General features: G+C 30.2%; 19 protein-coding genes. 18 read left to right on the top strand and 1 reads right to left on the bottom strand.

From position 1 onward, the window contains the following. Positions 1-17: 17 nt before the first annotated feature. From IUY40_RS15155 to IUY40_RS15210, 12 genes are read left to right on the top strand one after another with little or no spacing between them, the layout of a single operon-like run. Entirely contained in the window at positions 18-575 is a 558-nt protein-coding gene (locus tag IUY40_RS15155) for a DUF6046 domain-containing protein (RefSeq protein ID WP_195737706.1), read from the top strand. Then, positions 568-1869, top strand: coding sequence for a hypothetical protein (locus IUY40_RS15160; protein ID WP_195737707.1), 1302 nt, complete (start codon positions 568-570; stop codon positions 1867-1869). The genes IUY40_RS15155 and IUY40_RS15160 overlap by 8 nt, the downstream gene beginning before the upstream one ends. 9 nt (positions 1870-1878) lie before the next feature. Beyond that, complete coding sequence (locus IUY40_RS15165) at positions 1879-2886, top strand: hypothetical protein (protein ID WP_195737708.1); 1008 nt, start codon at positions 1879-1881, stop codon at positions 2884-2886. Positions 2887-2888: 2 nt separating this feature from the next. Beyond that, entirely contained in the window at positions 2889-5087 is a 2199-nt protein-coding gene (locus IUY40_RS15170) for a DUF4280 domain-containing protein (protein WP_195737709.1), read from the top strand. Further along, a complete protein-coding gene (locus tag IUY40_RS15175) occupies positions 5074-5676 on the top strand; it encodes a hypothetical protein (protein ID WP_195737710.1) in 603 nt (200 codons plus the stop codon). The genes IUY40_RS15170 and IUY40_RS15175 overlap by 14 nt, the downstream gene beginning before the upstream one ends. Before the next feature lie 33 nt (positions 5677-5709). Further along, a complete protein-coding gene (locus tag IUY40_RS15180) occupies positions 5710-6900 on the top strand; it encodes a hypothetical protein (protein WP_195737711.1) in 1191 nt (396 codons plus the stop codon). A 26-nt stretch (positions 6901-6926) separates the two neighbouring features. Further along, positions 6927-7652 (top strand): hypothetical protein, encoded by a 726-nt coding sequence (locus tag IUY40_RS15185; RefSeq protein ID WP_195737712.1) that lies wholly within the window; start codon positions 6927-6929, stop codon positions 7650-7652. A 55-nt stretch (positions 7653-7707) separates the two neighbouring features. Continuing rightward, complete coding sequence (locus IUY40_RS15190) at positions 7708-8313, top strand: M66 family metalloprotease (RefSeq protein ID WP_195737713.1); 606 nt, start codon at positions 7708-7710, stop codon at positions 8311-8313. A 59-nt stretch (positions 8314-8372) separates the two neighbouring features. Beyond that, positions 8373-8783: a hypothetical protein gene (locus tag IUY40_RS15195; RefSeq protein ID WP_195737714.1), complete on the top strand. Its 411-nt coding sequence runs from the start codon at positions 8373-8375 to the stop codon at positions 8781-8783. Then, positions 8770-9384 (top strand): hypothetical protein, encoded by a 615-nt coding sequence (locus tag IUY40_RS15200; RefSeq protein WP_195737715.1) that lies wholly within the window; start codon positions 8770-8772, stop codon positions 9382-9384. Before IUY40_RS15195 ends, IUY40_RS15200 begins: the two co-directional genes overlap by 14 nt. 55 nt (positions 9385-9439) lie before the next feature. Next, a complete protein-coding gene (locus tag IUY40_RS15205; RefSeq protein ID WP_195737716.1) occupies positions 9440-9757 on the top strand; it encodes a hypothetical protein in 318 nt (105 codons plus the stop codon). Positions 9758-9764: 7 nt separating this feature from the next. Continuing rightward, entirely contained in the window at positions 9765-10562 is a 798-nt protein-coding gene (locus tag IUY40_RS15210) for a hypothetical protein (RefSeq protein WP_195737717.1), read from the top strand. 134 nt (positions 10563-10696) lie between these two features. Here the strand turns inward: IUY40_RS15210 and IUY40_RS15215 are convergent, their stop codons facing one another. Then, positions 10697-11497, bottom strand: coding sequence for a S24 family peptidase (locus tag IUY40_RS15215; RefSeq protein WP_195737718.1), 801 nt, complete (start codon positions 11495-11497; stop codon positions 10697-10699). Positions 11498-11780: 283 nt separating this feature from the next. Between IUY40_RS15215 and IUY40_RS15220 the strand changes: the two genes are divergently transcribed. The 6 genes from IUY40_RS15220 to IUY40_RS15245 all read left to right on the top strand — a co-directional run. Next, positions 11781-12356 carry a hypothetical protein gene (locus IUY40_RS15220; RefSeq protein ID WP_195737719.1) on the top strand — a complete coding sequence of 192 codons (576 nt, stop codon included), beginning with the start codon at positions 11781-11783 and terminating at the stop codon, positions 12354-12356. A gap of 67 nt (positions 12357-12423) precedes the next feature. Continuing rightward, positions 12424-12603 (top strand): hypothetical protein, encoded by a 180-nt coding sequence (locus IUY40_RS15225; protein ID WP_195737720.1) that lies wholly within the window; start codon positions 12424-12426, stop codon positions 12601-12603. A gap of 297 nt (positions 12604-12900) precedes the next feature. Beyond that, entirely contained in the window at positions 12901-14250 is a 1350-nt protein-coding gene (locus IUY40_RS15230; RefSeq protein WP_195737721.1) for a DUF2586 domain-containing protein, read from the top strand. Between the two features lie 137 nt (positions 14251-14387). Then, complete coding sequence (locus tag IUY40_RS15235; protein WP_035684757.1) at positions 14388-14813, top strand: hypothetical protein; 426 nt, start codon at positions 14388-14390, stop codon at positions 14811-14813. A gap of 414 nt (positions 14814-15227) precedes the next feature. Beyond that, a complete protein-coding gene (locus tag IUY40_RS15240) occupies positions 15228-15572 on the top strand; it encodes a hypothetical protein (RefSeq protein ID WP_195737722.1) in 345 nt (114 codons plus the stop codon). A gap of 39 nt (positions 15573-15611) precedes the next feature. Further along, a partial coding sequence (locus IUY40_RS15245) for a hypothetical protein (protein ID WP_195737723.1) occupies positions 15612-16190 on the top strand: 579 nt, incomplete at its 3' end.

The following is a 16190-nucleotide window of genomic DNA, read 5'->3' on the forward strand; positions in this document are numbered from 1 at the left end:
AATAAAAATAAATCATTATGAAATTCAATTTTAATGTAAACGAAATTTTAGATACCAAAGAAACCGAATATACTGGCATTAACTATAACGAATCAGAATCGAAAGATTTTATTATTGATAAAACCGGAGGTGAATTTAATCTAAGAGTCTTTGCCCCTTTAGTTTTTGAACCTCTTGTAAAAAAAGATCTTACCCTACCTAGTTTACGAATAGATGCTGTAACGGTTAATTTAAATCGTTCAAAAACTATAAAGAAAGAAGGAATCGAAGGTCGCGATTCAACCATTAAGGAACATATTACAAATGGTGATTTTAATATTTCAATCGAAGGACTAATTGCTAATGAAACTGGAGATGAATATCCAAAAGAAAAACTTTTCTTGTTAAAACAATTCCTGAATGCCCCTTATGCTTTAAGAGTAACGCATGCTATTTTGAATCGATTTGGTATCTATGAATTAGTAATAGACTCCTATGCTATCCCTTCTATTTCCGGAACAAAAAACATTCAAAAATTTACTGCAAGTGCCACATCAGATGAAACTGTAGAACTAATAATTAGAGACAATGCTTAAACTAAATGCTAAAATTAGAGTTTACGAAACAGTAAGACTTATCCCTACACCTAAATTTTATGAGTTTACTTATGTAAAAAATGTAGACATCAGCAGTTCATATAAATCCCTTACCGATACAGCTACTATTGTGATGCCGCAAAAAGTATATACAGATACCAAAGGTTTTGATCAGAGCTTGTTTACAAATGCAAGTGGCGAAGAAAAATCAATTTATGATTTTTTTAAACTAGAAAATTTTATCGAAATATTTTTAGGATATGATGGCGATTACAAACCTGCTTTTAGAGGTTACATCACAGGAGTACAAACGGATATAAATGCTGTAATAACCTGCGAAGATGCCATGTATGCTTTTAAAAAAGTAAAAGCAGTAAAAGATGATGACGTTCAGAATAAAAAAGATATTCTAAATATTGTGGCAAGCAATCCCACAACAAATGTAGATAATTTTAATCCAAAAACTTTTTTTGAAAAGAGGATAAAAGAACTAAAATTACCTTTTAAAGTAAATGCACTTGATGAAGAATTAGGAAATATAGTCATCAACAGAAATCAAAGTTTAGCTCAGGTTTTTGAGATGTTGAAAGACAAAGGGATTTATACCTATTTTAAAACCGAAAATGCAGCGCCTGTACTTACAATTACCAATAACCCACAACAACATACCACCACAGAATTAGCTGGCTTTATAGATCGGAATTTCATCAAAAGCCCTTTAGCTGGAGCATTAGTCAAAAAATTAATCAATCAAGGACTTAGTCTCTTAGGTTCCCAATTAAATAAAATAACGCAATCAATTTCTGGAGGCTTTTTAGGAAAAGTACGCTTTAGATTTCGCTATAATATTATAGAAGATAAACTAATAGTGGTTAATGAATCTACAAAAAATACCCGTATGCGGGTAGAAAAATACTTTAAAAACTCAAATACTCCAATTTATATTGAATTAGGTGATCCGAATGGGCAATTAATAAAAACTCATGTATTGCATAATGATACCGATGACTTGCCAAAAGATCCTGTGGCTTTTGAAAATACTACAACAAAAGTGGCTTCAGAATTATATCAATATGCCGCACTGAGAGCAATGGAATCAAAACCAAGCGGCTTTGAAGGCTATTTTCTCACTTTTGGCGAACCGTTTGTACGACCTACAGACAAGGTAATTCTAGAAAATGCAAAGGACAAAGAAAAGAATGGCACTTTTCAGGTCGAAAAAGTAGAACGAAGCTATGGTGAAAACGGGTATAGGCAAAAGATTTACATAGGAAGAAGAGTAGAAACAATTTAAAGAAACAAAATGGGAAATATAACAGATTTAATAAAAGATGTTGCCAGTAAAAATCAAATTATTGAAACTTTTGCAGCAAAAGTCATCGAAATAAACAAAGAAGAAACATCCTTCCATAATCCGGAAGATGCTTATACTGTAAACATCATGCGAGCCGATGGCGCCATTATTAAAAACGTACGGCTAAAAGCTTCGATCCTGGATTTAGAACAAGGAATTATAACGATTCCAAAAAAAGACAGTTGGGTTTTAGCCACCATTATAGACGGAGTAGAAACCAGAGCGTTTATTTCGCAGTTTTCAGAAGTGGATAGGCTTATGGGCAGAATTCAGGCTAAGAATGACACTAAATTGTTTTTTGATTATAGTGCCGATGGCAATAAACTGCATATTCGTTATATAAACACAGAAACTGCCACAGAAACTGATGAGACTAAGATTACTGACGTTGCTAAAATAGAGTTTGACAAAGACAAAAACTTTAAAATCAGCTATTTTGATGACGATGAAAAACCATTGGCAATTACCCATTTTACCCCTGATAGTCTAACAACAACCTTTAATTCGATTAAAAACAATGTTGTAACAGAAGGCTCCGTCTTGACAATGACAAAAAATGTTACTAACCTAAAAATAAACGATGATAAGGGTAAAAAACGAACTAGTTTATTAATAAAACCAAGTAATATATCGGCTCGTTTATATAATGATGATGAAAAGGAAAAGCTGTCATTTGAAATGAGCGGTAACGAAAAAGCAGAAATAAAACTTACTGACTCAAACGAGACCATTCTTTTAGAGAAAGATAAAATCCAATTAAAAAAAGATGCTAATAATTTAATTGAAATTTTAGGTCAAAATGGTGTTAACATACTGACCTCTGGTAACATTAATCTAAAGGGCGAAAATATAAATATAGATGCCAAAGCAAATATAAATATTAAAGCAAATATGGAAATAAAAGTAGAAGCCACTAAAGACACAATCATAAAAGGAGATAACGTATTAATTAACTAACTATGGCAAAGTATATATGTAACGGTGCCCAGTGTAAATGTACTCTGGGCACTAAAGATGGTGTGCTGGATGTAAAATCTCAATCCAAAATTTTTATTCAGGATAAATTAATGGCTACTGAAAACGAAAAAACATTTTTACCAAATTTCATCAGTTGTAATAAAACAAACCCACCTACCCCATGCCAACCCATTATTAATGCCCCTTGGGAGAAAACAAAAAGCAATGTACTTCAACGCGAATACAAAGGACTCTTAGAATCCTCTACTGCTACTTGTAGTTCTGGCGGAACAATTTCTATTTTAGATTCTAAACAAGCAGAAACAAAAAATGTTATATTTGGAGATTACTCCTCAGAGCCAAAAGAAATCTCAAAGGTGTATGCCAAAGTCAGAACTTTAGCATCTTATAAAGGAGAATTTGGTTTTGATTGGATAGATGTCGATCCGGAAACAATGGAAATTCAAAAAATACAAGATGTACCCTTTAAAGATGTTGAATACTTTTATAAAAAAGGAAATTCAACCGATGATTTAGGGAATATCATAGCCAAAAGTGCAGATGAGCCAGGCGCAATACAAGTGATTCAGCAAAATTATGGACTAATTAATTTTTGCGATCATGTCGATATTCCTTTTGTTTTATTAAAACAAAAACAAAAAATCACATTGAGTGTTGAAGTTTTTTTTGAAGGAGACAGTCAGGATGATTATATATCTATTACAGGAGATGAATTTTATGATTTTAAAATTACAGGAGAAGAAGAAAGAAAAGATGAAAATGACAAAACAACAAAGAAAAAAATCATTGCTAATGAGAAACTCCAGCTGACAATAAAGTGTTTAAAAGAATCGTTAAACAAAAATTACTATTTTTTACATACGGGAGCAAAAGGCCCGCGTGAGATAGGCGGTTTAAGCATGATGGAAAATAAAGTATTAAAACTTAAATTTAGAGTTATTGCTTTGGTTTCAAACGAAGGAAACCCAAATGAGAAAGCAAAAGCTTTATTTCGAAAATTTAAGGATACAAAAGTAAAAGAATATTTAAATAATAATTCGCTTAACCAAGCAGGTTACACAGTCGAGATTGAAAACTTTGAAGCCATGGATGCAGATGATGTAGATGATTATTTGTATGCTTTTGATAAGGAAGAGTGGACTAAAAGAAACTTATTTTCAAAAGATCCTAACAGAATCAGATACTATGAAGGATATAATAAAGACGGTATTTGGGACACATTGAGTGAAGTGCAAGAAGGACAATTAGGAGATTTACTAGAAGAAGATGGAATTGATAACGAGGGAAATATAAAATATAAAATAAAACAACAAAACGATATTGATTATATAACTATTGATGCATACAAAAATAAATTAAGTACCAAATCTAAAAAATATGACTCAGGTGGGATTATAATTTTATGCGATCTTGAATGTACTGATAGTACTATAGCGGCATATAGCAGAATTGATCCTATAGATCATTATGCTTTATTTGTTTACTCATCAGGAATAAATACTAAAGTTAACTATTCGCACGAAATTGGGCACATGCTGGGATTAAAACATATATTTTTTGAAAATAACGACATTGAAAAATTTAAAATTTATAAATCGTACGTAATTAAATTGATAGAGGATAGAATAACAATACAAAGTGAAAGCTTTAATTATTATTCAATTAACAGTGTAATGACCCAGAAAAATATTATTATTAAAGCCCTAAATAATTACAATCAAAGTATTAGAAAAGATATCAACAGAAGAGAATCCAAATACAAACAAGATGAAAAATTAAATGGTAAGTTTTCAATAAATACCATAGAAATTATTAACGGGCAAGCTAAAACAATTACTAAAATTATAAGCAAGCAGGAGTTTTTAAATATTTCTAGAGTAACAATTGATAAATTAGAAAAACAGGAAAAAGACAACATTAATGCAATTGAAGAATTTCAACAAAAGGAAGATATTTATACTCTATTTAAAAAAGAAGAAAAATTCTCTTTATTTAAAGAGGATTACATATCCATCTTAAATGATTTTGAAAATTATTATAAAGAACTCATTTCATCCAATTATATCGGATATCAAGCAAAAACGACTCAAAATATAATGGATTACGGTTCTGATAATAAACGTATTAGATTTCTAAAACATCAAATTAAAATAATGAGAAAAGATTATGAAAATTATTAAATATATAGTTCTGTTTGTTTGTGTTATATCTTTTAGTTGTAAAACAAAGTCAATTACATTAACACTTCCAGCAACTGGATGTTATATTGATAAAGCTTTGATATATTTAAACAATAACTATTTTAAAAATCCATCAACAGATCTAAGTGGTATAATTCAAACATTAGTGCTAAAAGAGGAACATATGAGTGATGGCTCACCCGAAAATTTTAACATTTATTTTGGTTACAGAAAAGGGTATGTTCAAAACGGAAAACAAGTCGGCTTATGGCAATCATTTAGATATGAACAAAATGATACTTTAGGACAATTAAAACAAAATATTTTTCGTGAAGAATATTTTAAAAATGGCTTGAGAGATAGTATCTACAAAATTTATAACAAAGAAGGTAGAATAATTTATTCTACTTATTTTAAAAATGGAAATGGTATTGAAAAAGATTTTCATGAAAATGGGAAACTCTATTATGAAATAGAGATAAAAGACGGTTATTTTACTGATACTTTGCGAATCTATAATGACAAAGGAAATTTGATAGAAAAATTATTATATAAAAAAGATTCTCTAATATATCAAAAAAAAATCTAGTTTAATTGATATTATTTTGTTGATACACTAAAATTGCATACCGAAAAATTACAACCAAAGCCGAGGCACTTTGCAAAGTTTAGGCACAATGATATTAAAAAATACCTCAACGAAAACTCGTTAAATCAGGCAGGATACGAGATTGAAATAGAAAATCACGAAATGTTTGATGATTTAAATCCTGCTAATCTTGACGATTACTTATATGCTTTTGATAAAGAGGATTGGAAAAAGAAAACGTTCTTTTCAAAAGATTCTAATAGAATAAGATACTACGAAGGGTATAATGAAGATGGTGTTTGGGACACATTGAGTGAAGTTCAAAAAGGACAATTAGGAGATTTACTAGAAGAAGATGGAATTGATAACGAGGGAAACATAAAATATAAAATAAAACAACAAAACGATATTGACTATATAACTATTAATGCCTATAAAAATAAACTAATTACTAAATTAAAAAAATATGATTCGGGCGGGATCATAATTTTATCCGATCTTGAGTGCACTGACAGTGCTATAGCAGCATACAGCAGGCTTTCGCCTGTAGATCATTATGCTCTGATAGTCTTTGCTGATGCTATTGAATCTAAATCTACTTATGCCCACGAGATTGGACATATGCTGGGATTATCTCATTTATTTTATCATCAAGATGAAAAAGATAACTACAAAAATACTCGAGAAATTATTTTTGGAAATGGAGAGCCTGAAAAAAATCCAGATGGAACAAATAATCCTAAATACAAACAAGGTTTAAAAGATCAAATTGAAAAAGCGAAAAGTGAAAAATTTGGGTATTATGATATGACCGTTTTTTATTCGTTTAAAAATAGTTTGATAAAATATATAAACAATTTTATATCATCTTATAAACAAAAATTACGAGTACTAAATTATACTGAAACTGTAAAAATAAACATTGAAAAAAATATAAAAGAAAGTGAGGATGCATTAATTGCTCTTAAAAGTATTGAAGATTACAGTTATATACTATATAATTTAAAATGTAATTTTCTTAAAAATGATTATATTACGAATTTGACTCAAAATAAAGATTATTGCTTAAAAATACTAAATCAAACAGAAAATAGTATTTTATTTTACAAACAAAAATCAACAAATAACATTATGGATTACTCTAAAATTAAACTTTTTTATAATCATAATCAAATTCAGATAATGAGAAATGATTTTAAAAATTACAGTCAGGAAAAAGTGTGAAAAAATTGTATTTAAAAACCAAATAAATGAAAACCAAATATTATTCTTTTCTTTTTTTTATAATTCTATCCTGCGGGATATTAAATAAACAGGAAGCAAAAACAGACTTTGAAGAAGTCGACTGCCTGACAATTGATAACGGCGATGGCAATTACTTATTTAAGGACTTTCCGAATAGAGAGAAAGATTTTTCTGGATGCTATATAAGAACTGAATTTGTTGATGGGTGTGTTAGAAACGGCAGTATATCAAATGGTTATAAAGAAGGTAGGTTTGTAACTGAAGCCTGTTGCTGTGATAATTTAGGTAATCTCAAACGGCTTTCCAAAGAAGAATATTTCAAACATGGTCTACGAGACAGTGTTTTCAGACAATTTGATAAAGATGACAAAGTTATCTATGAAACCACTTTTAAAATGGGCACAGGATTATGGAAAGAATTTCATAGCAATGGAGAGACTTATTTTGAAGCCTATACCAAAGATGGATATTTTACTGATACGCTTCGTTTACATAACAAAGAAGGTAAAGTTTTTGAAAAACGCCTCTATCAAAAAGAGATATTAGCATATTTTATAGATAATGAATGGTGCCAAAGATATCGATATCATCCTAATGACAGTATCTACTTAGAAGTAGATAGTTACGATGCAAAAAATCTAAAACAAGGAGCTTTCAGAAATACTTTTCGTTATAAAACTAAAGAAGAATTTGATCAAAATTACTTTGCAAAAAATAACTTAAAAAGATAAAACCTGAAAAATTCTTTAAATCAAGCGATACGAGATTGAAATAGAAAATCAGAAAATGTTTGATGATTTAAATACTACTAATCTTGACGATTACTTGTATGCGTTTGACAAGGAGGATTGGAAAAGTGAAAATTATCTTGGCACTAAAGAAAAAGAAAGTGGCACTGTTGAAACTTTATTTGAAACTTTGGAAAGAGATTCTGGTAAAAAAGACGAAAATAATAACCCAATAATAGAAACCATTTCTCTAGATTTTGTAACTCTTAAAGAATATAATAAGAAAATTAAATCCTACACAGGAGGATTAATAATTTTGGCAGATTATGAATGTAAAAATAATACTGGCGCTTTTAGTAGAACTTTTCCACTAAATCATTATATGCTAATGATATATTCTACCAATACAACCAGCAAAGAAACCTATTCGCATGAAATTGGCCATATGTTGGGCTTGCCTCATTTATTTTATGATTCAAAGGAGAAAGAAGCATACAGGATTGCAAGAGAAAATATTTTAGGGAATGAACTGCCAGAGAAAAATCCTGATGGAACAAAAAATAAAGAGTGTATTCTTCCTATAGAAATACAAATACAAAGATTGATAAGTGAAATAAATTTAACATATACTCTTACTAGTGCTACTGCAAAAAAAGTACCTTAATTGATAAAATAAGGAATTCTAATATTTATTTTCAATCTAAAATAAGCCAATACACAAGAATGAAAACTAATATTGAAACAAAATACAAAGGACAACCTGGATCAACTATAGTAGCAGGAACTGGCCAAAATGCACAAACGAAAGACGTGTATTTATCTATATGCACAAAAGAAATTAATAAAAACACGTCTTATTTGGAAGAGAATAAAAACACTTTACAAATGCTAAATTCTATTATTACAAATAAAATACAATTACATAAATATAAAATAAACTTAAAAGCTTACGATTATTCATTAATTCTAAATGAAACTACAAAATATTATTATTCTGTTATTAACCAAATGCATTTAAATTATTTATTGTTTAAACAGGGGACTACTAAAAACATTATGGATTATTATAATTCTAAATTAGCTTATTTTAAAAATCAAATAACAATAATGAGAAACGATTATGAAAACTATTAAATTATTGGGGTTCCTTTTGGCTATGTACATATTCTTTATTGGTTGTAAGTCTTATACACAAAAAATATTAGACCCTATAAAAGGTACTACACAAGTATTAGTGTATAACTTCTCTAAATATGACTCAGATTTTCCGCCCATTGTTGAAGTAGACAATAAAGGTTTTGGAACCAGTCCTGTAAAAGAATGGTTTAAAGAAGGTGGTATAAGATATGGGAAAACCGGGATAGTTGATTCTAAAGAAGGTAAATGGCTTAGTGGTGATGTAGATTTTGATGAATATGGAAATCTATATATCAAAGGAGTGATATGGGGGGAAGAATATTTTAAAAATGGCTTACGAGACAGTATTTATAGACGTTTTGACAGTAATGGAAAAATTATTTATGAGACTACATTTAAAAAAGGAACAGGTCTTTGGAAAGAATTTCATAATAATGGGCAATTATATTTTGAAATGTACACTAAAAATGGGTATTTTACAGATACGCTAAGGTTACATGATGATAAAGGAAAAATTATAGGGAAAAGACTTTATGTAAAAAATTCATTGGTTTATAGCCAAGGTTTACCACGTTTCCCATATCACCCTGATAGATAGTGTTCCTAGTGATTAATATATTCTATCACACTTCTTAATAGCGAAAAATATAAAAATGAAAACATTTTTTTACCCAATTATTATATCGCTTGTTTTTTATTCTTGTAACACATATGTTACAATGCCACCTACAAGCGAAGGCTTAAACAATTCACTTGATAATTATATATTTGAGGATTTCCCTAGCGAATATAGTGGAGTAGATTTTTATCATGAAACTTTTTTTGAAGGAGGATATCGAATAGGAAAAATTGGCGTAGATGTCATTATGTGTCTTAGTTTATTGACGACAATTATTGTAAACGCAAAGCCTTTGGAGATCAAAAACAATATGAAGGATTTGATCCAAATGAAAATATTAGTAAACAAATAATAACATTATGAAAAATAATTTTTTTTTGATTTTTTTAACTTTAACTCTGTTTTCTTGTACTAAAAATAAAAAGGATTTAGAAATCGAATTGTTAACCAATAAAGTAATTTGTGTAGACAATCTAGAAAGGTTTGATTTTATTGAAACTCGCTATGAGCCAAATAAAGATTATGACAGTTTATCAAAAAACATACTCCAGTATCGAATAACCAACAATTCTGATAAAAAATATTTCATAATGTTTAATGAGAATTCAATTGGTACATTAGAACGAGATCTTTATCGTGAAGGTATAGGGAAAAAGAACTTTTCTCCATTAAATTCATTAGACTTTAGTTTGTACAAAAATGATTCGGTACTAGATGGCAGTTCTACAAGAGCAGAAATGCTTTCCTGTACTTCTTCAATCTTCGAAACCAAGCAAACTGACTCTCTCATTGATAATTTTCTTAAAAAAAACAAGCTTAACAAGACCTACGCTTTAGAACAAATTGATTTTCCAGATGGATCATTACAAGGTTTTGTTCTTCATCCTGAAGAAACAAAATATTTTACGTCAATCCTTAATCTACCGTATAGAGACAATCAGAAGTGGATATCAAATATCGATAAACGAAAACCAAATCAAGGATCAATTTCTTTAAAGAATGATTCTACATTCACTAAATCAATACTAACAGAAAACCAAAAAAAAGAAATCAAAGAAAATGGCTATGTTTTATTCGATGGTAAAATATATTCAAATAGAGTTCCCGTTAAACTAATATCTTTAAAAGATAATACTAAAGAATCCAAAAGAGAATAGAAAATATCAAATCGGAAAAACACTTTTTATTTCAAAAAAACATAATAGATATAAAAAAGAGAAAGTCTTCCTATTGAAAACTTTCTCTTTTTATTACATAAACTAAATTGTTTTTTGAAATCTATTTTGATACCTTAATTAAACTTCTTTTTCAAAGTCTCTTCCATCTCAAAAAATTTACTTTCGAGATCATGAATTTTTTCATAAATATTGATTGGATCTGGCATTTGTTTAGAGGCATACATACTGGCGTACCAAACTTCCAGAATATCCTCAGCATAAATAGAATACATAGGGTAATTTCCGTCTCTATTATCCGATTTAAGGATTAATTTTCCACTTTCCCGGATTCGGTTTAAAACCCTTTTAACCACTACTCCATCATTCTTACTGATAATAACATAAATTCTACCATCTAATATATCATCAAAATTATCAACATATTTTCCAAAAAGGTAATCGCCATCATGAATCGTTGTAGACATCGAGTTCCCTTTTATCTCAAAACATCTATAAGTTCCGTTCTTTAACATTGGCATACTAAATGACGGAAGACTTTCCATATATTCCGGATCAGAATAGCCGTCTAAATAACCTGCTCTTGCTTTTACCCCAACAAAATTAATGTTCTCCTCTCCCTCTTCATTTACCGTTATAATCTTTGGTAAATTTAAACCAACTTCACTATTTGTTTTGTTAGCAAAAATTTCATCACTATTTGCAAAAAAATAATCTGGATTTACATTACAATGTGTAATTATACTTTGAAGCAAATCAAAACCGGGTTTTGTTCTTTTTCTATCTCCATCGGGTTGTAATCTACCAATAGTGATACTATCTATTGTAGTACTCGTTACACCTATTAACTTCGCAAATGAGTTATTGTTTAACTTCATCTCCTCTATAATACGTTTTATCTTAGTATGTATTTCCATGTTCTATTACATTTGTTTTTATTGTGTAATATGTTTTAACAAATACCACATATTCCACTATATGTGGCAAAACTAAAAAATTTATAATAAATAATAGCATTCTTTTCATTTTTTTTTTCGTAACGACTATATTCAAAGACATTTACAGCCTTTTTCTTACTGTATTACTCAAATAGCTACTATAAAAAACTAAATCATATTACTGAAACAACTGCATTTTTTATAGTAATATGTTGCACTAATCAAAACATATGTTGTATCTTTGTCAAAAACAATCCACCATATGATTCTAAAAGATTTTTATACCGAAAAAAAGAACGCAATCGAAACAGAGTTCACTTCTAATGCGCCAACAGTTCAACTTTATAGTGATGCTATTTTTAAAGCTTCTATTGAAACACCGGTAGTAATGTTTAAATACGATACCGTAAACTGGGAAACATCTTCTGAAAAAAACTACAAGGCAGACGTATCATTTTGCCTGTATGTAATATTACCTGTAGAAACCATTTCTTCTACAAGTTATGCAAATGCATTCGATATTGCTCAACGAATAGACAAAGCTATATTATCTAAAAGTAATAGTAATGCTGCTATAGATACTAATTCAACGTTTAAGATAAGAGAAAAACAATGTACAAACGAACATACTTACTGGAATAAAAACGATTATTTTATCTGGGAAATCACCTATAAAACAACATTAATTGAAAATATCTTAAAAAAGAAATACATCCTTTTTAATAATGGTTTAAGCAACGAAGAATTAGAAACATTAGGATATGATTTAACCTCAGGAATAGTAGGAATAAACCCTAATCAAGTTGAAGGAACAATCGATTTAGACCTCACAAATTAATTTAAACAAAAGAATTAAAAAATCTAAGCTTTATAAAACAAACCCTCACTTATTTATACGCCAAAACATGAGAAGAAGCCAAACACTATTAGACAAAAGAAGAGATTATGTTATTAGCTATCTAAATAGAAATCAAGCTAAACAAATGAAAGTTGTAGTTTCTGAACTTTCCGATACTTTATTCTTAACAGAACGCACCATTTATACTATTATAAATGAAGGTCTCTCTACAGCAACCAAAGTTTAAGCACTGAAACTACTGGTTTTGACAATCAAAATAATTGGAAAAAGCAATCTTCAGTCTTAAATTTGTACCCGCTAGCAAAGCAAATTTATCTCTTGGCCAAGAGCAAAATACAATTAAAAAAACCGCTTTTACAAACTGTCCAAAAACACCAATTCTACTTTTTGGATTCTAGATTACAAATACCTTTTTTAAGTATTAAAACAATTAGTAATAACAAATTCAGCAACTTGTTACAGCCCTTCTTTTGCTCTTTTTTGAGCAAAAAAAAATTTTTAAACAATTAAAACAATTTATATTATGAGTACATTAAACGATGTAGTGATCAACAAACTATCAGGCGGATTAGGAAGAAGAAATCCAGAGCAAGACATGGTTTCAGGATTACTTTTTGATGAACCTTTAGAATTTCCAGACGAATTAAAATTAAAATTAGAACTAGACACAGTAAAACGTTTAGCTTCATTAGAAGATGCTGAAGCCATTGGAATTACAACCGAATATGATGCAGATGGACAATCAGCACACTACCAAATTCAACAATTTTTCAGAATGAATCCTTCTGGTGATTTATACATCATGAAAACTGCTGCCGCTTCTTATGAAAAAGTTGTTGCAAAAGCATTGGATATGCAGGAAAAAGCAAATGGAAACATTCGTCAAATGGCAATTATCTATTCTGGACAAACAAAGTTTGCACAAACACAAGATGCAGTTTTAAAAGCACAACAACAAGCACAACTTGCATATAGAGATTTTATGCCTTTTGAAGTTATCTTGGAAGGAAAAGATTTTGATGCTGATACAGCTGTCAATTTAGCTGAATTGAATGCAGAAAACGTATCAGTAGTAGTGACTATGGATGTTGAAAAAGCACTTGAACAAAAGTTATTTCAAAAAGGAACAACAACGGCAAATGATAAACGCTATACTTTAGCTAAAAACGAGAAATTAGTTGCTATAGAAGGCCTCTTAAATGCTTATAATGTAACTAATGAGGAAGGACTTAAAAAAGAAAACGGAGCCACTCTTGAGTACATTTTCAAAAATTCATACAAAAACACTGCAGCAGTTGGATTGGCATTGGGTGCTATCTCAAGAGCAAAAGTATCTGAAAACATTGCCTGGATCGAAAAATTCAACCTTACTGGTGAAGGTTTTGCTAAAGCTGGTTTTGTAGGCGGAGAAGAAATGAAAAACCTTGGAACTTTAAGAGAATTAAATGAAAAAAGATACATTTTCGTAAAAACACACACTGGTTTACCAGGTCTTTATTTTAATGACAGCCACACTTGTACTACAGGTACGTCTGACTTTGCTTATGTAGAAAACAACCGTACTATTAACAAAGCAACTCGTTTATTGCGTACCGCTTTATTACCAAAATTAGCTTCTCCGGTTTTAGTAGATATTGATGGTAAGTTACCTCAATCTGTTTCAAAAAACTTCGAAGGTTTATGCAGAAGCGCTTTAGAAGGAATGGTTGCCAATCAAGAAGTTTCTAATTTTGATGTGTATGTAGATCCAAAACAAAACATTTTGGCAACATCAGAATTAAAAGTGAAAGCTGAAATCACGCCAATTGGAACGGCTCGTAAAATTATGGTCGATTTAGGATTCAAAAATCCTTTCGGAATCGATAAAGCATAATTTATTGAATCTCTTATAATTCAACAAACCATAAAAATTCACCAATACTGTCACCTTAATTCAATTGTTGTAAAAGCAAATGAAGAAAAGCAACAGCCCCGAGCGCTATCGGGATCAAAAAACAAACAAAGCTACATATGAATAAATTACCCTTAATTAACGGACAACAACACAGCTGGTCATCTATCGAAGTAAGTATTGCAGGTAACATCGTTACTGGAATTACAGCTGTAAACTATAGTGACTCAGTATCTAAAGAAAACCATTACGGAGCTGGCGATATGCCAGTACACAGAGGTAGAGGGAAATATGAGGCAAAAGCTTCAATTACTTTATACAACTACGAGGTTGAAGCAATTTTAGCAGCTTTACCAAAAGGGCAAAGATTGCAGGATATTAATCCGTTCAGCATCATTGTGAGCTACCTAGATGATAGTAACGAAGTAATTACACACACTGTAAGAAACTGCGAATTCAACTCAAACAGCAGAGGAATTAGCCAGGGAGATACTAAAATTGCGGTTTCTTTCGACTTAATCTGTTCTCATGTTGAGTGGAACTAATCTACAAGATACTTTCCTAAATTCATAATACCCTATTTCCTATCTATAAAACCGACTTAAAAGAGATAACCATTATCTATTGCGTTACGCAAAAAAGGAGTTCAACGAACATAATTTTTGTAAGCAAACTATTCTACTTGCTCTTTATTAGTCCGTTTTAAACAGGAAATCTTCTTCAAGAGGCTGCCTAGAATCTTATTTAACTTCAAAAAAATAACTCAGGCAGCCTCTTTTTTTAAAATCCGCTTACATAATTCAATTTCTATAAATCATAGAAAAACGTCAATCCGTTAGTATAACCGAAATGACATTTAGACCCTTGTCTAGCAGCATTTGCATTTATTTTCAACAACTAAAGACACCACTAAATCCGACATCAATTTACTCAATCATAAAACCAAACACACTTTCAAAATGGCATTAGAAAAATCAAAAAATGTAGATGTTCTTGACGGAAATATTACCCAAGCACAATTAAACCAATGGAAATACAAGCATAAAAAAGTAGTTAAACTCACCATTGCAGATGATGACGGAACGACCTTATTTGCCTATTTCAAAAAGCCAGATATCAGCATTCGTTCTGCTGTATTACAAGCCTCAAAAATGGATGAATTTAAAGCACTTGAAGTATTATTCAAAAACTGCTATCTAGGTGGTGATGCCAAAATAGAACAAGAAGACGATTTACGCCTCAATATTACCACAGCATTCTCAGATCATATCCAACCAAAACCCGTTAAAGTAGAAATACTATAGCAACCACCTTTTTTGCCCTACCCATAAAATACTATCCTAATGATTATTAAAAACCATACTATAGAACTAGAAGATACCAGTCCTGCCGAAATGGCACGGTTCAGGCAAATTATGATTGGTATTTGGCGTCAGCAGATTGAGGATGATAAAAATGCTGGTGAATGGGAAAAACTTCTTAAAGATCATTATGCGACAGCCAAAGAACTTGATGCTAAATATGCAAACAATTCTAAAAAACCAGACGAAATCACATTAAAAAGTGATCGTTATATACTAAATAATGAGGATCATTATCAATATACAAATGCAATTGCGTTAAAAGAAGTAGTGGTAACGGCATCAATATCACCGCTAGTATCTATATTACTTTGGATTAAGAAAAATATCGGTAATAAAGCACAAAAATTGCAACTGGATTCTTTTCCTAAAAATGCTCCTCTCAATTTCAACGGGATTATTAAGGGATATAAAATTAGTTGTAATCGTCAATTGCTAGAAGCTACCGTAGATTTAAAAAACATTGAATTTAAAGTATCTTTTCCAGGGAAGACTTTCTTTCTTTTAGACATTTTCGATCTTCAAAAGAACTTAGCTCTTAGATTTGAAACTGATAGTTAT

The organism is Flavobacterium sp. ALJ2 (assembly GCF_015594725.1).
Taxonomy (GTDB): Bacteria; Bacteroidota; Bacteroidia; order Flavobacteriales; family Flavobacteriaceae; genus Flavobacterium.